Annotated in this window: 21 protein-coding genes; 15 read left to right on the top strand and 6 right to left on the bottom strand. The window is 61.1% G+C overall.

The genetic code is table 11. The annotated features are described in order from the left end of the window. Window positions 1-8: 8 nt before the first annotated feature. From WDU96_RS03335 to WDU96_RS03290, 10 genes are all read left to right on the top strand, one after another. The gene (locus WDU96_RS03335; protein ID WP_337337065.1) at window positions 9-308 is read left to right on the top strand and encodes a hypothetical protein; all 300 of its coding nucleotides are present in this window, start codon (window positions 9-11) and stop codon (window positions 306-308) included. After that, window positions 308-1795 carry an LTA synthase family protein gene (locus tag WDU96_RS03330; RefSeq protein ID WP_337337064.1) on the top strand — a complete coding sequence of 496 codons (1488 nt, stop codon included), beginning with the start codon at window positions 308-310 and terminating at the stop codon, window positions 1793-1795. The genes WDU96_RS03335 and WDU96_RS03330 overlap by 1 nt, the downstream gene beginning before the upstream one ends. Next, window positions 1795-3285: an SCO6880 family protein gene (locus WDU96_RS03325; protein WP_337337063.1), complete on the top strand. Its 1491-nt coding sequence runs from the start codon at window positions 1795-1797 to the stop codon at window positions 3283-3285. The genes WDU96_RS03330 and WDU96_RS03325 overlap by 1 nt, the downstream gene beginning before the upstream one ends. After that, window positions 3285-4880, top strand: a complete 1596-nt coding sequence (locus tag WDU96_RS03320) for a hypothetical protein (RefSeq protein WP_337337062.1) — start codon at window positions 3285-3287, stop codon at window positions 4878-4880. Before WDU96_RS03325 ends, WDU96_RS03320 begins: the two co-directional genes overlap by 1 nt. Continuing rightward, complete coding sequence (locus WDU96_RS03315) at window positions 4877-6142, top strand: nucleotide-binding protein (RefSeq protein ID WP_337337061.1); 1266 nt, start codon at window positions 4877-4879, stop codon at window positions 6140-6142. Before WDU96_RS03320 ends, WDU96_RS03315 begins: the two co-directional genes overlap by 4 nt. An 8-nt stretch (window positions 6143-6150) precedes the next feature. Next, window positions 6151-7968 (top strand): type IV secretory system conjugative DNA transfer family protein, encoded by a 1818-nt coding sequence (locus WDU96_RS03310; RefSeq protein WP_337337060.1) that lies wholly within the window; start codon window positions 6151-6153, stop codon window positions 7966-7968. Next, window positions 7965-8357, top strand: a complete 393-nt coding sequence (locus tag WDU96_RS03305; protein WP_337337059.1) for a hypothetical protein — start codon at window positions 7965-7967, stop codon at window positions 8355-8357. Before WDU96_RS03310 ends, WDU96_RS03305 begins: the two co-directional genes overlap by 4 nt. Beyond that, window positions 8350-8829 (top strand): hypothetical protein, encoded by a 480-nt coding sequence (locus tag WDU96_RS03300; RefSeq protein ID WP_337337058.1) that lies wholly within the window; start codon window positions 8350-8352, stop codon window positions 8827-8829. Before WDU96_RS03305 ends, WDU96_RS03300 begins: the two co-directional genes overlap by 8 nt. Window positions 8830-8868: 39 nt before the next feature. Next, window positions 8869-9321: a single-stranded DNA-binding protein gene (locus tag WDU96_RS03295; protein ID WP_337337057.1), complete on the top strand. Its 453-nt coding sequence runs from the start codon at window positions 8869-8871 to the stop codon at window positions 9319-9321. Window positions 9322-9720: 399 nt separating this feature from the next. Then, window positions 9721-9897 carry a hypothetical protein gene (locus WDU96_RS03290; protein ID WP_337337056.1) on the top strand — a complete coding sequence of 59 codons (177 nt, stop codon included), beginning with the start codon at window positions 9721-9723 and terminating at the stop codon, window positions 9895-9897. Window positions 9898-9994: 97 nt separating this feature from the next. Here the strand turns inward: WDU96_RS03290 and WDU96_RS03285 are convergent, their stop codons facing one another. Together WDU96_RS03285 and WDU96_RS03280 are read right to left on the bottom strand one after the other, a co-directional pair. Continuing rightward, window positions 9995-10582, bottom strand: coding sequence for a DUF4145 domain-containing protein (locus tag WDU96_RS03285; protein WP_337337055.1), 588 nt, complete (start codon window positions 10580-10582; stop codon window positions 9995-9997). Window positions 10583-10641: 59 nt separating this feature from the next. Then, the gene (locus tag WDU96_RS03280) at window positions 10642-13818 is read right to left on the bottom strand and encodes an AAA family ATPase (RefSeq protein WP_337337054.1); all 3177 of its coding nucleotides are present in this window, start codon (window positions 13816-13818) and stop codon (window positions 10642-10644) included. Between the two features lie 348 nt (window positions 13819-14166). Between WDU96_RS03280 and WDU96_RS03275 the strand changes: the two genes are divergently transcribed. The 5 genes from WDU96_RS03275 to WDU96_RS03255 all read left to right on the top strand — a co-directional run bounded on the left by WDU96_RS03275 (window position 14167) and on the right by WDU96_RS03255 (window position 21093). Next, window positions 14167-15762, top strand: a complete 1596-nt coding sequence (locus WDU96_RS03275; protein ID WP_337337053.1) for a DUF262 domain-containing protein — start codon at window positions 14167-14169, stop codon at window positions 15760-15762. Further along, complete coding sequence (locus tag WDU96_RS03270; protein WP_337337052.1) at window positions 15752-16720, top strand: PIN-like domain-containing protein; 969 nt, start codon at window positions 15752-15754, stop codon at window positions 16718-16720. Before WDU96_RS03275 ends, WDU96_RS03270 begins: the two co-directional genes overlap by 11 nt. A 415-nt stretch (window positions 16721-17135) precedes the next feature. After that, entirely contained in the window at window positions 17136-18719 is a 1584-nt protein-coding gene (locus tag WDU96_RS03265) for an HsdM family class I SAM-dependent methyltransferase (protein WP_337337051.1), read from the top strand. Beyond that, window positions 18719-19648 (top strand): restriction endonuclease subunit S domain-containing protein, encoded by a 930-nt coding sequence (locus WDU96_RS03260; protein ID WP_337337050.1) that lies wholly within the window; start codon window positions 18719-18721, stop codon window positions 19646-19648. Before WDU96_RS03265 ends, WDU96_RS03260 begins: the two co-directional genes overlap by 1 nt. Window positions 19649-20124: 476 nt before the next feature. Next, complete coding sequence (locus tag WDU96_RS03255; RefSeq protein ID WP_337337049.1) at window positions 20125-21093, top strand: zeta toxin family protein; 969 nt, start codon at window positions 20125-20127, stop codon at window positions 21091-21093. Window positions 21094-21124: 31 nt separating this feature from the next. On the opposite strand, the gene WDU96_RS03250 is transcribed toward WDU96_RS03255, so the two are convergent. The 4 genes from WDU96_RS03250 to WDU96_RS03235 all read right to left on the bottom strand — a co-directional run bounded on the left by WDU96_RS03250 (window position 21125) and on the right by WDU96_RS03235 (window position 23397). Then, window positions 21125-21346 (bottom strand): hypothetical protein, encoded by a 222-nt coding sequence (locus WDU96_RS03250; RefSeq protein WP_337337048.1) that lies wholly within the window; start codon window positions 21344-21346, stop codon window positions 21125-21127. Between the two features lie 271 nt (window positions 21347-21617). Then, complete coding sequence (locus WDU96_RS03245; RefSeq protein WP_337337047.1) at window positions 21618-21899, bottom strand: hypothetical protein; 282 nt, start codon at window positions 21897-21899, stop codon at window positions 21618-21620. After that, window positions 21896-23026: a hypothetical protein gene (locus WDU96_RS03240; protein WP_337337046.1), complete on the bottom strand. Its 1131-nt coding sequence runs from the start codon at window positions 23024-23026 to the stop codon at window positions 21896-21898. The genes WDU96_RS03245 and WDU96_RS03240 overlap by 4 nt, the downstream gene beginning before the upstream one ends. Continuing rightward, complete coding sequence (locus WDU96_RS03235) at window positions 23023-23397, bottom strand: glutaredoxin family protein (RefSeq protein WP_337337045.1); 375 nt, start codon at window positions 23395-23397, stop codon at window positions 23023-23025. The genes WDU96_RS03240 and WDU96_RS03235 overlap by 4 nt, the downstream gene beginning before the upstream one ends. Between the last annotated feature and the right edge of the window lie 83 nt (window positions 23398-23480).

Below are 23480 nucleotides of genomic sequence, written 5' to 3'. Positions count from 1 at the left end.
AGCACACCATGCGATTTACACCTACCTGGCCGACAGACGTCAACGTCCCCGATATCGAACCCGACTTTTCGGCGCCGTTCTTCCAGGGATTCCAAACGGTCGCCTCTTATATCCTCGCGGGTGCGTTGCTCGTGGTTCTGATCATGCTCATCATCGCTGGCGCTGCGCTCGCATTCAGAGGACTCGCATCTGATCGTGTCCGCACTTGGGCTGGTGAGAACATCCTCTGGATCTTCATCGCCGCGGCAGTGTTGGGCGCGGCGAGCGGACTGTTCCAGTGGTTCGTGAATTTCGACTTCGGCTTCTGATGCGCATGATCCGTTCGCTGTTGATCGGGGTCGTTATCGGCCTCGGGCTTTCGGCGAGCGCACTCGCACCCGCATATGCCGCTGAGTCCCTCACCACCCCCGCGGCCGCCGTCGCCCAGAATGCGGCTCCCGTGAGCGGCGAGCCGTGGTCATCTCCGTCGCATCCGGTGGATTGCCTAGAGGCAGCCGCCCAGATCAGTTGCACACCGCAGAACACCACGGACGTCAAGCCGCAGCAGTGTTTCATCAACGTGTTCCACGCAGGCGTGAAGTCGACAGTCTGCACCACGTACGAAGGGCATATCCCGGATCTCAAGACCAGCGGTGGCAAGCCCGCGCTGGTGGAGTACGGCTGCTCGATCGGCGACGTTGTCTGCGTCACTTTTGAGAACGCAGGTCGTGGGCTGGCCATCTCGAGCACTTCAATGATGTTCGCAGTTGCCGACAACATGCGGTTCGACACGTCGTCTCTATTGTGGAGCGCTGCAGCGAACGAATGGTCATTCTGGCAGTGGGCAGTGCTCGCCGTGCTCTTCATCGCCATGGTCTGGGCGATCGCCGCGGCCGCGGTATCTGGCGATCGGGCAGAACTCGTGGGAGCGCTGATCCGCAGCTTCATCGCCTTCCCCGCCGCGGCGATCTCTCTGTGGGCAACCGGTCACCTCCTCAACGCGGTCGACGACCTCACGTGGTACATCATGAACCGCAACGGGCCGACCGGGTTGTTCGCGACATTGCAATCGGTGATGTGGGCAGGCGGGCAGGCCAACTACTTCTTCGCATTCGTCATTCACGGCCTGTTGATGATCGGGATGCTGCTTCTCATGCTCGTCTTCGCGTTCCGAAACATCGTGCTTGCTGCGCTCATTGCAGTGGGGCCAGTCGCGTGGATGCTCTACCCCGTTCGTGCGGTGGGTCCCCAGTGGGTAGTTCGCTACGTGTCGGCTGTGGCTGTGTTGTTGCTGACGGGGCCACTCACGATCGGCTTCATCACTCTCATCATCAACGGCCTCGCCGACGTCGAAACAATCTGGGACCCACAGTCTTGGCCACTGCTCATCGGGCTTGTGTTGGTTGCTTTCTCGCCGTTCGCTGTCTTCGGGCTATTCAGCTTTGTCGGGGCGGTCGCCGCCGACTCTGTGGGTTCACGCATGGGGTCAGGAGCTGGCCGCGCGGCATCTAGCGCGGCGCGCTCAGTGTCTCGCATTCCCAGCCGAGTCTCGGCGACTCCCTCAGGCATCAAGCCTGGGTCGCCAAGTTCGGGCAGTTCTGCTCGGGCTACTAGCTCGGCCGGTGCTGCCCCAACACCATCGACAGGCGGCTCACGCGGTTCGTCGAGCTCGCGCGGCCCGTCTGCTTCACCCAACTCCCGTGGCGGCACCACGACAACTTCCCCCAGTCGTAGCGCGGCCCCCGCATCTCAACCGACGGAAGCTCAGCCCACCGCCGGTAGCCCGCCGCCACCCCGCAGGGAAAGGACCGCATAATGACCACCCACGATGTGTCGCGACCCGTGAGGTTGCCGCGACGCTCACGCCAGGGCGTCGTGATGGGCATGGACGGGTGGCAATTGACCTGCCTCACCATCGCCGCCGCCATCGTTCTCCTCGGAGTCAATCGCTTTGGGCCTCCCGGCTTGCTCTACGCGGCACCCCTCTACCTACCCATCGGCGTTTTCGCCCTGCTCAGTTTTCATGGGCAATCCGCTCCGAGACAGACAGGACTCTGGCTGATGAAACAACTTCGGCACTCTGCAGGAGCGACCAAACATGTCTATCGACCCGAACGAGTCGAGCTCGCCGGAACGCTAAATCTCCCCGGCATCCGGGCATCAATTCAATTGTGGAACGTCGACGGAGTGGCGTGCGCTTACAATCCACACGATCACGCTGTCTCGGTTACCGCTGAAGTCGAAGTCGACGGGTTCTTGATGAAAGACGTTCCAGAGCGATACGACCTCGCGCAGCAATGGTCGCCCGTTCTGGCTTCGTTCACTCAGCGCCCTGGAATCAAGCGTGCGGTCCTGCAAGAACGCACGCTTCCCACGACTATCCGCGCTGCACGCGATCACTACGAGACCGTAGCTCGTCGCCGTCGGGTTGACACTGACTCCGCAGTGAACCAGAACTACGAGCAGGTCATGGATCGCTCCGAACGGTTCTCTGTCTCACATCGCAACTACGTCACGTTCACGCTCGATCTCATCGCGCTCGGCCCGCAGCTAAAGTCGCTCGGTGGCGGTGCAGACGCTGTGAAAGCGCTCGCGTACCTTGAGGCCCGCAACCTTGCCGACGCCCTTCGAGCGGCTCGCATCACGGTGCGCCGCTGGTTGTCGCCCCGCGACATTGCCGCACTGACACGAATCGGGTTTGATCCTGAGTTCGCCGCGAACGTGCAGAACCGGCCCGACGACGCGCATGGGGTTGACCCGATTGCCATCGGGCCGATGTACCTCGAAGAGCCTCGAGGCAGGAACGGCATCGTCTACTCCGACTCCGGCGTGCATACAACGATGTGGATACACGAGTGGCCCCGGTCAGACGCAGCAATCGGTTTCGTTGAACCCGTTGTCTTCGCACGCATGCCTTCTACAGGCGAAGCAATCACACACATCTTGTCGATCGTGCTGACGCCGGTGTCAGTGAAGAAGGCGATGAAGCGCATCGAAGATGACAAGAAGGTGTGGCGCGGAAACGAGCAGTTGCGCGCAAAGCGCGGCGTGGATGGTTCTGCCGCAGACGCCGCCGATTGGGATGCCCTTGAGCGCCAGGAAGAAGAGATCGTCGCTGGGCACGGTGAGTTTCGATATGGCGCCTATCTGACGGTGACCGCGCCGGATGAGGAGCGTCTCGACGAAGCCATCGCAGGCATGCGCAATGCCCTCGCCCGCGCTGGCATGGAGCCTCAGATCCTCTACTGCCAGCAGGCAGAAGCCCTGATGGTCAACACGCTACCGATCGGCGTGGGGATGAAATGATGGCTCGCCACATCGCTTCGTTCGAACCGGGAGACCTCAGCAAACGCGAGCACCGCGCGTTCAAGCGTGACCTCGCTCGGGCAGCCCGAGACCAGCAGCCAACGGCCACCACGCGACGAGAGCGTGCTTTGCCCCAGGCTGCAGTTACCGGCCCATTTGGGCCCGGTCTCACGCAGGGCGGCTACTGGAATCTGTCGCGACCCGATGTGCCCGCACACCAGGCCACATCCCGGCAGATTGCCGGTATGTACCCGTTCGTCGCCGATGCAGGGCTCGGCCACCGCGGACCGATCCTTGGTGTCGATCTCAATGCCGATGCGCTCTGGCACTTCTCTCCCTGGGACGCATACAGCGACAGAACCGAGCGCGGCACGTTCTCCACGAATCTGCTGGTGCTCGGCGCCTATCGAGCTGGCAAGAGCGGCACGGTCAAAACACTTGTCACTCGATCTATCGCGTTCGGCCACCAGGCTGTCGTGCCGTCAGACCCAAAGGGTGAGTGGGTAACCGTCGCCGAAGCGATGCCGGGCGGCGTGGTCATCAGAATTGGCGGAGGAAGTGCCGCGCGTCTCAATCCCCTCGACCGTGGGCCCCGCCGCGTGGATGTCGACGACGACCAAGATGAGCAGATGGTGCGCCAACGTCGCATCACCACCCTGATCTCTCTCGTCGAGATGGCGCTCGGCGCTACGAGGCTGACAGCGGTGGAACACGCTGCGATTCATGAGGCACTTGACCGCTGCATCCGCACGACTGGCGATCGCCCTACCCTTCGCGGCGTCTATGACCACCTCGGCACCATCGTTGACGACGCGGGCACCGACTTTCGCCTCTCCGATGGTGCGGTCCAGCCCCGATTCGTACTACGGCGCTTCGTCAATGGCGATCTCTCAGGGCTGTTCGAAGACGAATCAACAGTTTCGTTTGACGCCGACGCGCCGATGGTGGTCGTCGACACATCCGAGCTCTTCTCGCGCAGCGAGCTTGTGGCGCAACTCACCCAGGTGTGCACAACCGCGTGGATCCAAGCCGTCGTATCCGACCGCTCGTCCAAGCGCAGTCGCTATCTCATCCGCGAAGAAGGCTGGCGTGACATGACCTCCCTCGCCTCGCTGCAGATGTTTCAGCAGTGGCTGAAGCTGTCACGCCACTACGGCATCAGCAATGTCGTCATCTTGCACAAGCTCGGCGATCTTGACGCCGTTGGCGAAGCCAACTCGAAAGAACGCAACCTCGCCTACTCAATCGTCGGAGACATCGAGAACAAGTTCGTCTTCCGAGTCAATCCGCAAGAAACCACCAGCTTGCGGGAGCGCCTCAACATTCCAGCGGCGCACGTCGAAGACGCACGTCATCTGAACATGGGCGTCTTCCTCGCCTACGTCGGTCAGCACTCATATGTCGTCGATTGCTTCTCGACGTCGACTGATTGGGAGTACGAGCTCTTCAAGACTGACGACGCCGTTCAAAACACAGATCGAGAAGACGCCACCGAACTTCTCTCATTCAACGACCTCGAACAGCTTTGGCCTCAACCGGATGCTGATGCCACTCTCAACGGCTGGCTAAGCCCGACCCCGAAGGAACTCTCATGAGCCTCGATACGAATCTCCGCGCATACGCAACGGTGACTGGTCCCACTGCCACCTTCACCACCCCAGACGGCAAGAGTGAGCCGATCGCCGCCGGTCGGCACGAAGACATCAGGCAGATGATCGTGCAACGCGCCGCCGTCGAAGCGCGACGCACAGGCACGCCTGTAGAGCTCATTACTTCTGGCGACCGTGGCGACCACCAGCTGTTGGTATCAATCGATGGTGCAATCGGCCCGATCTCAGAACCTGTGGCGGCAGCATCCATCGATCTAGAACAACTTCGAGAGGAGGTGAGGGAAAAGACTCAGGAGCGAGACACGTCATCTGACGAGCCCACTCCTGAGCCTCCCGCTCGCCCTTCTTTCATCGCTCCCGCCACTGTCGGCGAACCCTCGCAGAGTGGTTGGCGTGGTCTGCTCGCCCGGCTTGGGTTGCCTGTCGGCCCGTCGCAAGTCGAGCGCGAACGCTCTGAAAACGAGCGGGTCGTGTCGCAACAGTGGGCTGGATGCCGCACCCTGGCCGTCGTGAACGGCAAAGGCGGCGTCGGCAAGACGATGACAACGGCGATGATTGCGGCGGTGTTTGCGCGCAACGGGGGCGGGAATGTGCTCGCGTGGGACAACAACGACACCCGCGGAACGTTGGGGTGGCGAACAGAGCAAGGACTGTACGACACCACAGTGCGCGATCTGCTGCCCGCGGCCGAAGTGTTGCTCGCGCCGACCGCATCAGTCTCTGACATCGCGCGGTTCGTTCACCACCAAAGCGTTGATCGCTATGACGTTCTGCGTTCGAACCCAGAACTGCTCGCAACAGATCAGCGCATCGCCCAAGCTGAGTTCGACCTGCTCATGCATGTCGCCGCTCGCTACTACCGTCTCGTCGCGTTCGACTCTGGCAACGACGAGTCGGCCGACCGCTGGTTGAGAATGATCGACTCTTCGTACCAGCTGGTTCTTCCCACACTGGCAGCTCCAGAATCTGCTGAGTCGGCCGCACTATTACTCGACGCGCTTCGCGGCAGAGACAAGCGCTCACGTCGACTCGCCAACGATGCGGTTGTTGTGGTGACGCAATCCGAACCCAGCGCGCAGGCAAACGTGCAGCGTATAGCCGACGGATTCAGAGGGCAGGTTCGCGCCGTCGAAACGATTCCTTTCGACCCAGCTCTCAAATCTGGGCAGCTACGTTTCGAGCGTCTTCGCCCCGCCACTCGCGACGCGTGGCTACGAGTGTCGGCTGCCGTTGCACGAGGCTTCTAGGAATCGACATGAACGACGGTGTAGTCGGCAAGTTGGTCGCTGGTGGAATCGCTGTGGCTGTGATTCTCAGCCTGGCTTTTGGATTCATCGCTGAATCGATTACCCGGTTAGTTTGCGGCGCACGACCCGAAGCCGACAACGTGTTCTCAGGGTTGTGGTTCGCCATCGCAGGTGACGAATCTGCCTACGTCGCTCCGTCTGGCTGCACTCTACCGACGTGGCAGATCCGCTTCGTCGATCTTTCCGTGGTGCTGATCATCGTGGCCCTGGCCATCACCGCAGGAGTCGCCTACCGTCGATACCTGCAGTCGGATCGCTCGTTTCTCACTGACCTGCGCACTCGACCAGGCTTCGCCGAGTCATCCGAGATCAAAACCCACCTGTCGGCGAAGGCCGTCTTGCAGCGCGCAGGGCAATTGCGGCCCGACATCTCAAGGCCGCAACCAACCGATGTGGGCTGGCGAGTCGGCCGCTCACGCGGAACGAATGTCTTCGTGTCGATCGAAGATTCGGTTGCCCTCGAAGGCCCGCCGCGCTCCGGCAAGGGATACCGCGTGCTCATCTCGGCGATCCTCGACTGGTCAGGGCCGCTCATCACAACGTCAACAACGAACGACAATCTCACCGCAACGATGCGAATGCGCCAGAAGCGCGGCGATGTGCACGTGTTCGATCCGCAGGGATTGTCGGGCGTGCGGCATCCGCTGAAGGTGTCGCCGATCGCTGGCTGCGACGACCCGCTCGTCGCGATGCAACGGGGTGCTGCGATCATCACCGGCACCGCGCTCGGTGCTTCTTCAACCAACGCTGAGTGGGCACAGGCCTCCGGTGTCGTGCTCGGCCGACTGCTGCACGCCGCCGCTGTCGGGAATCGCTCGATTACCGACCTTTATGACTGGGGCACGAGCCCTATCGTTGCCCGCAAAGCCATCGAAGTGTTGCGAGCTGACGGTGCGCCGGGCTGGGGAGACAACCTCGAGGCGACACTGGCCGGGGACGACAAGCTTGTGTCATCGATATGGTTTGGCGTGCAGGGTGCCGTCTCCCCACTTGCGGTGCCAAAGATTCGCGAGGCTTTGATGCCCGCCGCTGGAGACGCCGTGTTCGATCCGTCAGAGTTTCTTGACGATGCCAACACGCTCTACTTGGTCGGTTCAGCCTCGGGCGCCTCTGCGATGGGCGGTTTTCTTGGCGCACTGCTCGACGATGTGGTGGAGGTCGCACGTAGTCGCGCTCTCGCCTCGCCGGGATCACGGTTAGCGCAACCGCTTGGCCTCATTCTCGATGAGATCGCGAACATGTTTCGATGGGGCAACCTTCCGCGAATCATGGCCGACGGCGGCGGCCGCGGAATCTGCACGTTCGTCGTTCTGCAGGCGCTCTCGCAAGCCGAGACATCATGGTCGCGAGCCGAGGCAGACACTATCTGGGCTGCCGCTACCGCGAAAGTGCTCCTCGGCGGCGCATCGCACGTGAACCATCTGCGAGATGTGGAGGCGCTACTCGGTACGCGGCAGACCCGGCGCACGCAGCGCTCGTGGTCGAGTCGCGAGAGCGGGCACTCGACGAGTGAGCAACATGAGCGTCTGCCCCTGATGTCTGTCGATGAGATTCGCCGGATGCCGCAAACGGTCGGCCTGCTCGCCTACCGCAACCGCCGTGGGGTACTTCTCGATCTTGCTGGGTGGGATGAACGTCGAGATGCTCGCGATATTCAAACCGGAAAGCGCGACACCGAGCGCGAGCAACAAGGCGTCTTTCACGCTGTCAGGCAGGTCAAGGCCGACGCTGAGCCATCGAATGGCGAGACGGTGAACGAAGAATGAGCAACCGTCGAAAAGGCCAGCTTGCCAACGGATACCGTTCGGAGTTTCTCCGATCCCCTGCATGGTTCGCGCGGCGCGCGCGATGGTTCCGCAAGCAAGAGCGTCTCGATGCCCTGCTTGCGTGCGCCGCCTGCGGGAATCTCGCGACGAATAGGACGGTCGAGCTGCACCATCTCGACTACGAGGGCGTTCGTTTGGTTGACGGCAGCTGGCACGCATTCGAGGCTCACGCCGATCTCGTGCCGCTGCATCCTTACTGTCACGACCTTTTGCACCGATTGATCGATCGCGATGTCGTGCTGTCGCGGCATCGCACACGACGGGATGCATCTCTGGTGGCGCTCGAACGATTGCGTGCAAAGTTCGTCGAGGAGTTGCGTCATGAATGAGCGCGAGGACTATGACGCCGTGCAGCATCTCTCCAACGAAATGGCTGCCGGGCCCGATCCATACGCACGTGCCGGATCTGCTGACGCGATCGGTGGCCACACGGTGAATTGGAGCCGCCTGTCAGATGACTCCGCGCAGACGGAGTGGATACGGCTTCGCGAGTGGGTGGAGTGGTTCACCGTTCGCTACACCGTTCCGGTGAGCGTGGTGCCGAACTGCTGGTGGAAGCACGGCGCGCTAGTCGAGGAGTTGTCGGCCCTGTGGATCGCCCACCTCGCTGCATTCGACACCAGCGACACCGGACTCGGCGCGATCGGCTGGCACGAGCGACTCGCGCTGGCGCAATCTCGCTTGCAGCGGGCGGGCGCAGGATGCGCGAGCACCCACAACGAAACACGGCCCCGCTCGTGGGTAAACGCCACCGACGAGCAGGAATGGAACGCGTGGGTCGCCCAGACTCATGCTCACTGAGGTGTCGTAGTTGGCCCTCACAACAGAAAGGAAGCAATGATGACAACCAGAATCCCGGTGACCATCGAGGGCAACCTCACTGGTGACCCTGAACGCGGCGCGAGTGAGTCCGGCAATGAGTACGCACGCTTCACCGTCGCAGTAAACGATCGACGCCTGAACGAGACGACAAACCGCTGGGAGGATGCCGGCACGGTGTTTCACCGTGTTGTTGTGTTCAACCAGCAGTCGAATCACGTCGCCAGTTCGCTTCGCAAGGGTGACTCCGTGATCGTGGCCGGTGATCTTCGCTTCGGCACCTACGTTGACAAGGAATCAGGCCAAACACGCGAGACTCGCGACATCGTCGCGGACAACGTGGGTGCGTCGCTGAAGTTCTCCGACATCAACGTCGAGCGCTCCCCAAAAGCTAATGGCCCCGCCGCGGACGTATCCGCTACGGGGCCGGTAGCCGAGCCGGTCTCGTACACCGGCGCCGGTGTTGCTCGCTAACCCATCTCAATAGGACAGCGGGGTGAGAGTCATCGTACTCTTACCCCGCTGTTCGTTGAAGGGCAGTTTCAAATCCGCGCGTTAGCGGATCTGGTAGCTGCCGTCGGCCACCTTAAGAAGGTGCGAACCGCCGGAGTCATGAACCATGCGAGCACTGCGCGGCCGACGCGCAGATAGCCGTATCACTCCCTGAGCTAGTTCCAGCAGCCGGTCGATCGTCGATCGCGACGCGGTCAACAGGTGTTTCGGCAACCAAATCTCGGTTGTCGTAGCAAGATACTTCCCAGAAGGCTGGCCTGCAACAGTTCACCTCGCGGCGGGCCTGCCCGGGTGGTGTGTCGGTGGCGGGTTGTAGCCTGGTGCGCTCCGAGCGCACGGCTCGGGCGGAAAGGCAACTCAATGGCATCACAACAAGAAGCAAAAGACGCGCTGTACGGGGCATCTGTGGCTGCGGCACAAGCGTCGGAGCAGATGGGGAATCCGGAGCATCGTGCCAAGACGTTGACGGCGGCAGCCATCGCGTACCGGGCGGCAACGGGTGGCGCGCAGGTCGGTGGAGTGTTCGTCGAGAAGTAGCGTGAACGATGTGAAGCCTCGATCCTCGTGCGAGGGCCGGGGCTTCACCGTTGAGGCGGGTCAGCTTGTGGCGCGTAGTCGCGGCCCCGACGGATCGCTACTGCGCCGGCGGGGTTGTTCTCCTCGCCATCATGTCTGCTCGGCGGGCATCAGCTACGTACACATCATCAAGAACGAAACGTGCAATGGTCAGCGCGTCAGTGGCATCTTCCTGCGTAGGTACCTCGTCGACATCACCGTGGGCCATGTCATTGCCAAGAATTCGGAGGGCGTGTGCCATGTCCTTGGTGCCCTTGCGGATGTGTTCGTCCGCGTGAAGCTGATTTATCTTCGCAACGAGGCTACCTGAAGTGATACCTCGGTCCTTCGCTGTGGCTTCAATAATCGCACCAGCCCAGACCCAGCAGCGAAACGCCTTACCGTCAACTTCGAATACGATGCCAACGGCACCAGGAGTCCAGCGTGCGACGGCCGCATCTACCCGAATTGGTGTCGATCCGAAACGCACCCAGGCTTTGACCTGACGACTCTGAGTGGGATCGATCGTCAGCGGCACCTGGTCGAGGCGAAGCTCCATTGGCGCCAACGATTGGAGGTCTCCGCCGGCAGCCGTGCGGGAAAGCACGCGATCGTCCATCAACCGGTCGTAGTGCTCGCTGTAGCGTTTGTTGCTGCCGATGGCCATTCCTCCTGAGCCTGGCGGCTCACGCTAGCGCTGACCTCCGACGTGTGATTGCCGCACGTCTAGATCATTCGTGCCCCCGAAGTCTCGACGACGTGGGTCGGTTCAGCCGCCGCGGCACGAGCCTCGCGAGCGCGTGCTTCGCCCGTACGGGCTGCGGCTGACAACCCAGACCGGAAGTCTCGCTCGGCGAGCGCTTCGTCCAGTCGCTCAACCATGGTCGAGTATCCCGCGAGGCGCGCACGGTAGTCGGACGACCGCGTAGCCACATCTTCCTCGAGGTCGCGGTGGCTAGATCTACCTTGCGAAGCGGGCCCGCCAGTGTAAGAACCTCGCCCGTGGCCAGACGCTTCGGAACCGTGCGCCGACACCTCCGCATCCAGGATCGCGTCGCGGGTGTTCCCTATCCATCGCTGCATTTCGCTCAGCAGACGGTGAAAGGCGGCAACATCGTCGCACCGCAGGGATATAAGGTGGTCGACGTCAACAACAGCCCCTAGCGGGCGAAGTCGCTTGTCATCCCAACGGGCCGTGGTCACATCATGCGCGTCCGACGTGCGAGCGGCACGACTCAACTCAACCCGGGCTGCCCTCGACGAGTCATCGATAGATACCTCGAGACTCCCCCGCATCATGCTCTCGGCAATCTGGTCCCGCGCCGCCGCAGCGGTTCGAGCGATGGCAATCGCTTCGTTGTGAACTCGGCCCCGAGTCATTCCGACATAGAGCCCCGACGCATCCACTCCGGGACCGACTATCGAAGCGTCGGTCGTCTCTCCTTGAATCCCATGCACGGTCGACGCATAAGCAAGGTGCACGTAGTCGGCGGCGTAGTTTAAGCTCACCCGACGCACATCGCCGCTGTCGCCAACGCTTCGCAATTCGATCGCGTCAGACAGTATCCGCCCCACAGTCCAGAGCGCGCGATTCTCGACGTCCGCATTCCGATCGTTCAGTCTCGTCTGCACAACGTCACCCTCCAGCAACCGCTGCTCACCTTGACCAATCGCAATCCGCCGCTCGGCCAGCTGACCGGCTTCCACCCGACGTTGCTGGATGGCTTCGTTGATCGCGTCAGCCTCGTCGTTCGTTCCAGTCACGAGTGCCACACGACCGTGATCGACCGACCACCGGAAGTACGCCTCAACCATCGCTTCACGAGCTTGATCAGCATCCACCACTCGATGAATCAACTCGCGTTCGCTCATCTCGGTCGCGACAGCGAGCGCTTGTTCTTTTGATGCCGGTTCACGCATACGCAGCGTGAGCGCCGCATACTCAGGGTCACGGAAACGGTGCACGGCCGTCAGCTCGACCACTGCCGTTGCCCGTCGAGTCATGCAAGCCATCGCTCCGGCATGTCCGACAGGCATCGCCTGAAGATGGTCGCCAACCATCGCGAGGCCCGCTCCAGATTCCCGAGCAACTGTCGCGAGGGCGGATGCGGTGTGCAGGTCAACCATGCCGGCTTCATCGATGACCACTCGATCACCATCGCCCAGAACAAAGCGCCGCGGTCCCTCGTAAATGAACCCCGTGCGCGGGTCAAGCTCGCCCCGCTGCAGTCTCCTCCACACCTCGGCACCAGCCTCGTCACGACCCCACCACCAGCCGTGGTCGGCAAGAAGCGCATGAATGCTCGATGACGTCGCACCGATCTCACGACCCGCAACCGAGGCTGCTTTCTTCGTCGGCGCGACTACAACCAGTTGGCGATCCTGACGCGCGAGCGCGATGCGAGCGACTCGCAGCATGGTGGTCTTTCCCGCACCGGCAGGACCTGTAACCGCAACAAGACGATCAGTGCCGGCTATTGCCGCAGCGGCGTCAGTTTGTCCAGCATCCAGATCAACATCTGCAGAAAGGATCTGGTCCGCGATCGCGGTGATTGGTCTCCGCTCCACCAATTCGCCGGGCCCAGAGAGAGACTCAAACTGCGCGGCGAGCTCAACCTTGAGCGCGGCAGTCGATGCCGCCATGTAGCCCTTGATGTGCTCGGGTCGGTTCTCCTCACCATCCAGAAGGTCAACCGTGTGAGCATGAGCTCGCGTCACAACAGCATCAATCAGTTGCTGCAGATCGTCTCGCGAAGCCACCACTCCGGATGCTGCAACCGCGCGGGTCGCGCCAGCCCTGAGGTCGTAGCCACTGAACCGACCGCCGCAGCCCGTCGAACGCGAGTCTGCGTCGACGATCGCCTGGGCAGCGAGCAGGTCATGGTCGAGATTCTCGAACGAAACGATGCGAGGCTCGATTGGATGATGCGCCAGCAGGATCCCACTATCGATCTCGCGTAGCTCGTGGTGAATGAGTTGTTCCCACTCGCGCTCATCTGTGATGTCGGGCTTGTTCGGCCGGCCCTTGGCCCACGCGAACCGATCAACCTGTTGGATGACGTCATGGCTCGGCTCGTGTCCCGGATGATCTTCGCGCCACTGGGCAAGCATCTTGGCACGGTTGGCTTCGATCTGGTTGGAGCGCCGTGAGAGAGGGCGCACCGCGACCGCGAGTTGAGCGATCTCTCCGTCTGGCCCCAGGGAGTATCCGTGACGCGCCAGTGCGCTGATCCACTCGGGATCCGTGCGCGCAGCCAACTCGCCTTCCGCGTTGATCAGTGTGTGCATCTTCATGGCCACGCGGGAGTCAACGTTGGACCACCTTCCGTCTTCGCCGAGCACCTTCACGTTTAGCCACAGGTGGCGGTGGATGTGAGGGTCAAGTGCGCGAGACCGGCGGTGTTGCAACTCGACCACTTCGATCTTGTGGAGTGCTTCACGGATGCGACCTCCCGCGCCACGGCGCGCGTTCAACTCGCGCTGCCATGTCGTGATGATGCGCTCGCGCAGCCGGTCTTGGAGTAACTCAAACTCGTGCGCGAGCTCGGGGTGAATCAGCGCCGCGACGCTATACGACTTCGGTGCATTGATGGTCCCGTCGAGGATGAGATCGGCGTCGGGCGAAGTGAGATCGCGTCCGCGCTGCTCGTTGGCCAACGGATCGTGACCGTCGACCCAGCGCCGAAGCTGCACGGCATCGAGGCTGTCTTCGGTGACGACACCGGTTTCGACGGAGTATCGGGGGACACGCGCCTCGTCGGCATGACTGTACGCGGCGAGCGCTTCGATGCCGGTGACGCCGCGAAGATGCGAGTCGCAACTGCCCTTGAATGCGTAGGCCATCGCCTGTCGAACCCCCTGTGATTCGACACCCCGCTTCCAGCGCTCGAGGCCGCCTCGCATAGGGACAGCGTACGCCGATTATGTATAAGTTATGAGTAGTTACACTAAAGTGCCTGCGTGCATTGTTGTTCTTGTCTTGCGTTGAATCTTCTGAGGCCTTGGGTCTATCGTCGAAGCAGGCCCGGCTGGGGTTGCTTGCGCGTGCGGTTCTCCTGCGCTCGAAGGGCTTGAATGCGTCCTCGTCTACTGAGACAGCGGTTCCTCAGGTCCTCGACCCATCAGCGGGGGTGGCTTCGCTATCGCAAGGCGCGCAAACGGGAACGCAACCGCTGCTGGGAATCTCGGCACGGTAGGTTCGGAAGATATGCGATGCGGCAGATGCCGCCCAGCACCGCAACAAGGAGCGACATGGTCTCGCAGGTCGATGCATCCACGGTGAGCGCCGGAACGCTCTTCAGCGAGAGCAAGTTCTTCGTTCCGGACTACCAACGTCGGTACAGCTGGTTACCCAAAACACAGATCGATGAGTTCTGGGCTGACTTGAGCGATGGCGTGGACGATGCTGAGTACTTCCTCGGTCTGATCATCCTTGCCGATGGGCCCGGACGGCAGGAGATCGTGGATGGGCAGCAGCGTCTCGTAACGTTGACGATTCTCACGAACGCACTTCGACTCATCGCCTTGATGCACGGCCGTCGCCTAGTTGCCGAGAGCCTCCGCACAGACTTCCTGTATGCAATGAACTTTGAGACGGAGGCTCAGGTAACCCGGATACAGCTCACTGACCCAGCAGACAGTTCAGACCTGCGCACCCTCTTGGAGGCCGAATCCATCCGCGCTATCGACGATGAAGCAAACTCGCCGATATACGACGCACACCGGCGATTGTGGGGACATCTCGAGGCCGACCTCTCCAAGCACGAAAACCCCGCACTGAGGGTTGGTCAGTGGAGCGAGTTCGTGACGAAACGCCTGACGTTTGCGGTATTTAAGCACCCGGACCGGGGCGCCGCGTTTCGCGTTTTCGAAGTGATCAACACTCGCGGGAAAATCCTCACTCCGACTGAGCTAATCAAGTCGCACCTTATCGGGACTAGCAGCGACCATCGAGACGAAACGTACCGTCGCTGGACTGAGATCGAGAATCAGCTCGACTCCACCGGACAACTCGACCAGCTCACTACTTTCGTGCGCCACGTCGTTTCTCTCGACCACGGTTATGTGATTCCGCGCGACCTGTACGACGTCGTCTCCAAGCGATATAGCGGTCTCCGCGGAGTTGAGTCTTTGCTCGCAAGCCTCGAGAGCTTCTTGCCGACGTATCTTCAGATGCTCGATCCCGGTATCGATTTGGAGTCAACAGAAATGCAGATGCGGGCATTCTCGCTGGCTGACGCACTGTCGATGAGCCGGTTCCGACCGCTGTTCCTTGCGGCCAGTTGCGAGCCGAACGCGGACGAACTCTATCGGGCAATCGTCGACATCGTGGTGCCCGGAACACTTGCGGGCACATTCGGGACGGGCAGCATTGAAGCGCAGTTCACGCGCGCAGCGCGTCGACTACGTCAGGGTGCCTCATGGGATGCTGAACTGAAGAAGCTGGGTGATCTGCGCCCGCCAAGGGCCGAGTTCGAACTCCGGCTTCTGCGCGGGCTGAACCGATCGCAGGCGCATGTCGTCCGATCCGCCCTACTGCAAAACGATCCGGCACCCATCCTTATGGGCTTTCCTCACCTAGTTCGGCCCAAGAACGCGGAGAACTGGCCGGGATTCAGCGAAGAGAGGTTCGATCAAGTCGGCACGACGATCGGTAATTGGGTGCTGACCACCATGGAGCGGCGGCCGCCCGGCGCCCGCACGCCAGAAGGTGTCAAGCAGAAGATCACATCCAAGGTGCTCGAATGCGAGATATCACCAAACATCGACGAGTGGACCGCAGATGCGGTCGAGTCTAGATCTGCCGATGTGTCGAACTCGCTTCCGGAGCTTTGGTATGGACATTGATGCTGCAGAGACGTCTTTGCATGGGCGGCTATCTCGTAGCCGCGAACTGAATGAAGCGCATCTGCGGGGTCTGGGCATCGAGTTACCGACTTCGCTCGTTCAGATAGCAGCGATCGGGATCGATACGAACGTATTGAAGGCGCTTCGGAAAGATCTACCTTACGCAGAGCAAGTATTCCTCACCCTGAGCGCCAGCGGCGTCAAATTGATCGTGCCCTCACAGACACTCACTGAGTATTGGAATAATCACCAACTGTTCGCGGACGAGGAAGGCAAGGGGTTCCGGGGAGACCTAATGAGCCTCAAGACACGTCTCGAGGCCGCCAATTTCTCCGGCTTCGATACGGAGGTGCTTGGGGACATTGCGAGCCTCGTCGACCGACTCGCGGGCGACCTCGAGGATCCCAAGTCACCTGCGTACTTCGAGAAGTCTGTCGATTTGATCAAGACGATGCTTGGCTCCGCTGTCGTTCCTCACGCCTCCAGGGGCCGGTTCGCGGACCTAGGAATGGTTCGGCAATTCAGCAAGACCCCTCCCGGGTTTGCGGATGAAAAAGAGAAGGCCGCCGCGTCCGGTGGGGACTTTTTCGTGTGGTGCGACTTCTTGCTCGGTTGCTTGTTGGGCGACCCAACGCCAGGGCGACGATACCTGTGGGTTACGAACGAGGCGAAGCGCGATTGGAAGACCTCGACTCACGGCCATCCTGCGCTCGTCGAGGAGTTCTACTCCGTTTGTGAAGGTGAGCTCTCCATCGTCAACTTCGCTCAACTGAGCAAGATTATTCGCGACGATGACAAAAAGCGCGTCGACGCGGAAAGAGCGGCGGAGCGCGCGGCGGTCGCCGTAGCCGATACGATCCCTAGGGAAATCGAGCGACTCGGCGCAGAAGATTGGTCGACTGCCGCGCCTCTGAGCGAAGTAGACCCCCTGCCCGACAAGCCTGCTGCTCCACAGTGAGTCCGCTTGCTCCACTCCCCGAGGACGCCGACTTATCTCTGAGACTTGAGCCTGGGCCCTCTACCTTGGACATACGGAACGACTTGGAGACCGGGCAAGCCGGCTAGCGTGTTCGACCCTGTGCGCACGAAGATGCGACTCGGAGCCGCATCCCGGTAGCCGTCATGAGCTTGATGTAGAGAGATTGCCCAAGTTTGGATCCTTCGAGTTTCGGGCGTCTCGAACACACCTTAGGGGCCACCGTGAGATGATCCAGGTAGCTCGTCTCTTCGGTCGAGGCCGTCGGAGCTCCCGGCGGCAACAGGTCTCCGAGCGCGCTAGGCGGTGAGCGAGCAGTCGAGCGTCTGCGACCATCTGTAACGTTGTCTTCGACTTGACATTGCGAAACGCGCCGCGGCGCAGGAGAACCACATACATGGCACTTACCGGCCCCGAGCACCAGCAGGTGCGCCTTCCCGTTATCGAGGCACTCCGTGTTCTCGGCTGGATGGACCACCAGATGCAGTGGCAACCCGAATGGCGCGTGCCGAAGGCGCCAAGCGAAGCAACCAAGCGCGAAGGCAAGCGCGGTTTCGCCGGATGGCCAGTCGATCTGGTTGTGTTTGAGGATCCCGAGGCGCCCAATGACTGGCAGAACGTTCTCGCTATCTTTGAGTTCAAGGAGCCGAACGGGAGCGCCGGCATCTCGCAACTCGAGACGTACCTAAGTCGCGAGCCTCGGGCACGGTTCGGCGTGTGGTCGAACGGTACGGCTTCAGCCATTATCTGGAAGCTACCCGATGGCACTTTCAAGCACACCCGTCACGACGACCTCCAGCTCCCGTCGCCGACTGACGACTTCACACGCGCGACGTCGAAGGCTATCGTTTGGAACGACCTCTTCCGGCCAACCGAATCTGATCTCCGTACGTCATTCAAGGCGCTTCTTGATCTCGTCGTCGCCCGAGACAGCGTCGTCACTCGCTCAGAGATGCAGCTCGACCAGCTCTGCAATCTCCTGCTACTCAAGCTGGAATCTGACACGCTCGGTTCTCTTAACCCGAAGAAGCCCTTGCTCTTTCAGTTGCGTGGCTCGGAGAAGGAAACGGCAGACCACATTCGGGCTTCGTTCGACGAACTTGTGCTGACTCGCGAGGAAGTGTTCCGTGATGAGCACTCGCCTCGGCTCCTCTTCGACGACCACACCATTAAGGAGGTCGTGTTTGCATGGTCGGGTTGGAACCTGCTTGGAGTAGGTGCCGAGGCAGTCTCCAATGCATTCCAGATCTTCCGCCGGGCGAATCTCAAGGCCGGCGAGGGCCAGTACTTCACCCCGACCCGCGTGATCTCCGCAGCAGTAAGAATCATGGACATCCAGCCCGAGGACAAAATCATTGACCCCGCCTGCGGGACTGGCGGCTTCTTGATCGAGGCGTTCCGGGACATGTCCGCTCGCATCGGTAATGACGCTGCGGTCCGAACATGGGCAAACCGCAACGTGTTCGGCGTCGACAAGGACTCCATCAACGTCAAACTGACGCGCGCAATGATGCTAGTTCTCGGCGACGGCAGCGCCCACGTCCACATCGGCGACTCGCTCCGTGAAGACCGCTGGCAAGCGGATTACCCTCTCCTGAAGTCGGCGATGCGCGACGGCGCCTTCTCCGCTGTTCTCACCAATCCGCCCTTCGGCGAGAACCTCAAGATGAGTGCGCGGGACTGCGAGGTCAACAAGTACTCGATCTCGCCCGCGGCGGGCAAGGGGACGTATAAGGATCTGGAGCTGGGACTCGTGTTCCTCGAGCGCTCGTATCGGCTGTTGCAGAAGGGTGGACGGCTCGGCATTATTCTCCCCGAGACCTACTTCTTCTCATCCAGCTACGTCTACCTGCGGGAATGGCTCGAACGTCGCTTCATCATGCGCGGGGTTGTGAATATTCCGATGGAGGCTTTCCAGGGGTTCTGTCGAGCCAAGACCAACTTGTATGTCCTCGAGAAGAAGGTGGAAGGGATCGCCTGATGGTTCATAGGCCCGCATGGTTCAAGGACGGATTCGTCTACGTCTCCTATGCAGACACTGTCGGAATCAACAAAGACGGGAACACACTCTTCCGAGTCGACACCTCTACCGGCAAGCGCACGACGACCATCGACGACAAAGTTGAGGCGGACGTAGACGCGCTTCGCGCATCGCGCGACGGAGCTACAAGCCGCTGGGTCGAGGCCAACCAGTACTCCGTCGGTGTACCCGCGTATTACAGCGAGGAGTACGTCGGGCCACTCGTCGATTTGCTTGAATCTTCGAACTACTCGAAGTTCGAGTCACGCACTCTCGCTGAGCTGATCGCGGACGGCCAGATCGTGGCTCGATCCGGTCACGGTTCGCCTTCAGCGGACATGCGTGATGGCGAGATCCCATACATCAAGGTCAGTGACATCCGTGCCGGTCAGGTCAACATCAATCCGACGAACCTGGTTCGTCGGATTGTGGCCGAGCGATTCTGGCGCGGAGATGAATCTGGACTGAAGCCGTTCGATCTCGTGACTCCTGTCCGGGCTTCCAAGAACATCGGCGAGTTCGCACTCTTGATGCCAGGGCAAGAAGAGATCGTCCTGACGAAGGAAGTGCTCATCCTTCGTCCCGGGCCCACGGCCGAGATCGACAACTTCTACCTGTTGTGGGCGCTCTCGCTGAAGGCGGTGCGCAATCAATGGAAACGAATCGTGTTCATGCAGACCAACCGTGAAGACGTCGGTCGGCGCTACCTAGAGGTGGCCATCCCTTGGACTGATGATGCAAACGCCGCGGCCCAAGCATCGCAGGCATTCCGCGACTACTACCAAGGCATGCAGAAGCTTCGAGGCGACTTCGTACAAGCACTGTATTCGACTGACGAGCACCATGTCTTCCTCGGAAAATCTGACGCTTCACCAGACGATATTGCCTAGCGGCGATCTGGAGAGTGTGCTGCTCCAGCTGCGTTGGGCGACGATGCCCCGGCAATCGTGCGCACACGTCAGTTGACACTTTCACGCCGAGTTCAGCAAATCGATCCGATCCGCCGACGGATGCTCACCGAGCCTGAGGTCGGCGTGCTGCCCCCGGCGGATCATGGCGCAGCCCCGTGTCAGCACGTAGAAGCGAGTCCTAGACTATCCTTAGGAGGCTCATCGGTGAACGGTAGATCTCAATGGCGACTCGACGATGCCGCTGCGCATGCGAGAATGCGCGAGACTCTGCTGAAACTCCGTTCAGCGCTTATCGAAACCTCGCGTCAAACCAGCGACAACGAGACAGCGCCAAGCACCGAGATCCGAGATTTGCATCGGGCTGTCAGGTCAATTGATGGATTTGACCGTCGAGCTGTGGACGATTTCGCAACCGCCCTCGAAGCACGTCTTCTCGAAGTAAGCGGCGAACGAGCGTGACACTGCAGACTCCGATCGAGCCGATGGACACTTTCGAGCAGGACATACTGCCGACGCTGTTCCCCCCGGCTCCGTCTGAATCAGCGCCCACGCTCGCCTTGCTCGTTGGCCAATCCTGTTCCGGGGCAGGTCGCGCCACCGGGTGCCTGGTGGCCGAGCACGGCGACAGCATGGTGACGCTCACTGCTGGCGACCTCGACGCGTTTAACACGACTGCAACCGCGGGCCCCGACCGTGCGCGCCAGACGGCACAGTGGCTGCAGCAATGCATCACGCACGCTCGCGAGACTCAACGATCGCTTCTCCTCGAAGGGCAATTCAGCGCCGCCGCAGCTCTCGGAGTGGCCGGCAGCTTTGCTACCGCAGGATTCAGGACGCGGGTTGTCGCTGTGGCTGCGCGCCGCGCGGAGAGTTTGCTTTCGAGCCTGTCGCTCCACGCGAGCGCCATTCAAGACAGTCGACCGACACAACTTGTGACCCGTCAGGTTCACGAACAGGCATTGCAACGCACACGCGATCTCATCGCTGAAGCGGAAGCGTCAGCATCCATTGGCCGCATCACCGTGCTGGGCAGAGACGGCGCGGTGGTCTTCGATCGCACGCGCGATGATCTCGCTCTAGTTCTATCCGGTGCCGCCGATGCCTTGTCCACCGCGCAGGCGCAGCCGCTGTCGAGTGCACAAGCGATGGTCTGGTTTGGCGAATTGCGCCGTGTGACCGACTACGTCCGCACACTCCGCAGTCCGGACCACGAAATCACGGCACAGCTGGTCGAGCTTCACGAGCATGCCCTTCGCGAGATGATTCCCGAACTGGCACTCCCCCGCGACTCCGAAGCACGCGCACGCCAAGAAGCGCGCATCACGCAGGAACTCAGCGAGCTGCGCCGCATGCGCACTCCCATCGATGTCAACGCGCCAAGCGTCGGTATGAGCGGGCCCGACCGCGGCGGGCCATCGCTCTAAATGTCGTTCCCGTGGGCTCCCGGTGCGAAATTCAGGGAACGAAGACGTCCAGCGGGTCAGCCAGCGCGCCAAGAATCGTAGCCACGACGGCCGCAATGGCGATCACGACACCCATTCCAACGAGCCGATGAACAAATGTGCGGACGTCGAGCCGCACAGCAGCCAGCAGAATCGCGCGCATCATCGTGATCGCGCAGATCGATAGACCCGTGACCAGCACGATCGCAACGGTGAAGGTGATGGACGTATTCATGATCGCTCCCTTCCGGTCGACTTCGGTTGGCATCAGCATCCACCCTGCCTCTGACATGGTTTCGCTACTGACACAGTTCCCAGATCGCCAGCCAGGTTTCTGCCTTGCTGGCAAGTGGCGTTGTGTGCGACAGAGGCACGCGCAGTGCAGGGGTCATGGAATAACGCACTGAGCGAAGCGAGGAAGCTTATGCCGTGAAAGCCCCTGAACGGAGCGTGACGGCGGAGCTAGAATCCTGCCGCAGGGAAGGCACGTCGCGGTACTCGCCGCGCTACCGCGTGATCAGGTTGTTGATGTCGCGAGTGAATTGCTCACGATGGGTTGTGGGATCGGTAATAACATCACGGATGCTGCGGCGCAGCCGTTGTGCCTGCGGCCAGGGAATGTCACCGAACGCCTTCACACACCAGTCGATGTCTTCATCGATCGCGTAGCCGAGCTCGTCGGTTGCCCTCGTCGGGTAGTACTTGAACGCCGCCACAGCTGCACGAAAGAGGATGTTGTCTGCGGTGTCGCGATCGAGCATGGTGAAGCCTCCATTGTTGAGTGTCACAGCCCCAGCCCGGTCTCTGGTGATCTGGGTCCGGCGTGTGGCGCGAATGCGTCGGGGCTGATCGGTCGACGCTCGCGGGGTTGTGTGCGCAAGCGCTCGTTGACCTGTCGTGCGATGGCGTCTAGGCGGGCTTCTTCTGCCCTCACTGCTTCCTCTTGTATTGCTGCCCTGCGCTCACGATCAACGGCTTCACGACTCGGCTCTTTCATCGGGCGGTTGGCTTTGGCCCAGTCAGCTCGAGCGCGCGCGTTATCTCGATCGAGCTTTGCGATGAGTTCGGGCGGAGTTGGTTCATGGAGCTGCACCTGCTTGACCTCGGCCGCGGACCACTCCCGAGCAAAGAACGCGCCCGCATGCTCCTCGTTCATGCGACGTTCGGCCGGTGAGACGTTGTGGATGCGGCGTGGAGGTAGCCCGAGTTCTTTGCGGCGTTTCTCTCGTGCACGCCATCTCTGTTGCGCAGCAAGCTGCTTCTCGCGGTTCGCTGCGTAGTACTCGCGCCGGCGGGCCTTCACCGCTTCCCCGTTCTTCTCGTAATAGCGCGCAGCGGCCGCCTGCTTCGCCGCTGGGTTTTGCCGGTGCTTCTCGCGCAGCTTCGCGTTTTCGCGGTCAAGATGTTTGTCGCGCCATCGCTTGGTTCGCTCTGCCTTAGCCTTGCGATACCCCTCAGGATCAGCCTGCTTCTGCGCGGCTCGGTATGCCCGTTGCGCGGCAAGGTGCCGCTCGCTGTTCTGTGCGTACCATTCACGCGCGCGCACTCTTCGCTGTTCTTCCCGCGCACGTTTTGCACGATCTTTCGCGGCGCGCGCACGCATCCCCTCGCGGTTCTTGGCGCGCATCTCTTCAAGATGTTCAGCCCGATATCCCTGCCGGTACTCGCGAATACGGTCTGCGTTTTGCTCGCGATAGTTGCGCTTGTACTCCGCGACCTTCTCCCTGTTCCGCTCAACATAGTTACGTTTGTTGGTTGCGATCTTGTCGGGATTCTGTTGCCTGTACGCCTTCGAGACAGCCACGATTCTGTCGCGGTTGCGGCGGTAATACTCACGACGCTTCGCTCGTTCAGCGTCGCGGCGCTCATCGTCAGCACCACCCGAATGATCGTCGGCGGCATCTCGGCGATTCATAGCGAGATACCTGACGATGGGGTTGTCAGAAGGTGGGATGCATTGGGCGAATTGCTTTGTGATTCTGCCGCACGTGCCGCAGCAATCCCCCTGGCCGACACAGAGAGCCCGTTGGCCAGGCCCTTAATGCGCGCGGGTTGAAAACCTGCCCAATGCTCATGGTCGTCCACCACAACAACTGGTGCTTGAGAGTAGCCAAGATCGTTGGTGACGTACTCCCGCGCGGGTGCGTTCCTGTCATCGGTGAGATCGACCACCGTGTGCGGAATGCCCTCGGCATCCATCACTTGCTCGGTCAGCTTGCACTGCACGCATGTCGCGCCGGCGGTGTACACGGTCACTCCGACGCTGCCAATCGGCGCCGTGGTCATCGTGATCTCCGTGTACGTCGCGCAAGCCGATCACCGGTGCTGGCGCACGTCGAATCATCCATCCATATCTCGATATCGGAGAG

This window comes from Microbacterium marmarense (assembly GCF_037204165.1).
Classification (GTDB): Bacteria; Actinomycetota; Actinomycetes; order Actinomycetales; family Microbacteriaceae; genus Microbacterium; species Microbacterium marmarense.
The sequence above is the reverse complement of the archived record's forward strand: the minus strand, read 5'-3'. Positions and strand labels throughout refer to the sequence as shown.

What these genes read in the sequence shown, in the direction of transcription:
- WDU96_RS03335 (WP_337337065.1), top strand. Translation starts at nt 9, where the DNA reads ATGCGATTTACACCTACCTGGCCGACAGACGTCAACGTCCCCGATATC.
- WDU96_RS03330 (WP_337337064.1), top strand. Translation starts at nt 308, where the DNA reads ATGCGCATGATCCGTTCGCTGTTGATCGGGGTCGTTATCGGCCTCGGG.
- WDU96_RS03325 (WP_337337063.1), top strand. Translation starts at nt 1,795, where the DNA reads ATGACCACCCACGATGTGTCGCGACCCGTGAGGTTGCCGCGACGCTCA.
- WDU96_RS03320 (WP_337337062.1), top strand. Translation starts at nt 3,285, where the DNA reads ATGGCTCGCCACATCGCTTCGTTCGAACCGGGAGACCTCAGCAAACGC.
- WDU96_RS03315 (WP_337337061.1), top strand. Translation starts at nt 4,877, where the DNA reads ATGAGCCTCGATACGAATCTCCGCGCATACGCAACGGTGACTGGTCCC.
- WDU96_RS03310 (WP_337337060.1), top strand. Translation starts at nt 6,151, where the DNA reads ATGAACGACGGTGTAGTCGGCAAGTTGGTCGCTGGTGGAATCGCTGTG.
- WDU96_RS03305 (WP_337337059.1), top strand. Translation starts at nt 7,965, where the DNA reads ATGAGCAACCGTCGAAAAGGCCAGCTTGCCAACGGATACCGTTCGGAG.
- WDU96_RS03300 (WP_337337058.1), top strand. Translation starts at nt 8,350, where the DNA reads ATGAATGAGCGCGAGGACTATGACGCCGTGCAGCATCTCTCCAACGAA.
- WDU96_RS03295 (WP_337337057.1), top strand. Translation starts at nt 8,869, where the DNA reads ATGACAACCAGAATCCCGGTGACCATCGAGGGCAACCTCACTGGTGAC.
- WDU96_RS03290 (WP_337337056.1), top strand. Translation starts at nt 9,721, where the DNA reads ATGGCATCACAACAAGAAGCAAAAGACGCGCTGTACGGGGCATCTGTG.
- WDU96_RS03285 (WP_337337055.1), bottom strand. Translation starts at nt 10,582, where the DNA reads ATGGCCATCGGCAGCAACAAACGCTACAGCGAGCACTACGACCGGTTG.
- WDU96_RS03280 (WP_337337054.1), bottom strand. Translation starts at nt 13,818, where the DNA reads ATGCGAGGCGGCCTCGAGCGCTGGAAGCGGGGTGTCGAATCACAGGGG.
- WDU96_RS03275 (WP_337337053.1), top strand. Translation starts at nt 14,167, where the DNA reads ATGGTCTCGCAGGTCGATGCATCCACGGTGAGCGCCGGAACGCTCTTC.
- WDU96_RS03270 (WP_337337052.1), top strand. Translation starts at nt 15,752, where the DNA reads ATGGACATTGATGCTGCAGAGACGTCTTTGCATGGGCGGCTATCTCGT.
- WDU96_RS03265 (WP_337337051.1), top strand. Translation starts at nt 17,136, where the DNA reads ATGGCACTTACCGGCCCCGAGCACCAGCAGGTGCGCCTTCCCGTTATC.
- WDU96_RS03260 (WP_337337050.1), top strand. Translation starts at nt 18,719, where the DNA reads ATGGTTCATAGGCCCGCATGGTTCAAGGACGGATTCGTCTACGTCTCC.
- WDU96_RS03250 (WP_337337048.1), bottom strand. Translation starts at nt 21,346, where the DNA reads ATGAATACGTCCATCACCTTCACCGTTGCGATCGTGCTGGTCACGGGT.
- WDU96_RS03240 (WP_337337046.1), bottom strand. Translation starts at nt 23,026, where the DNA reads ATGAATCGCCGAGATGCCGCCGACGATCATTCGGGTGGTGCTGACGAT.
- WDU96_RS03235 (WP_337337045.1), bottom strand. Translation starts at nt 23,397, where the DNA reads ATGACCACGGCGCCGATTGGCAGCGTCGGAGTGACCGTGTACACCGCC.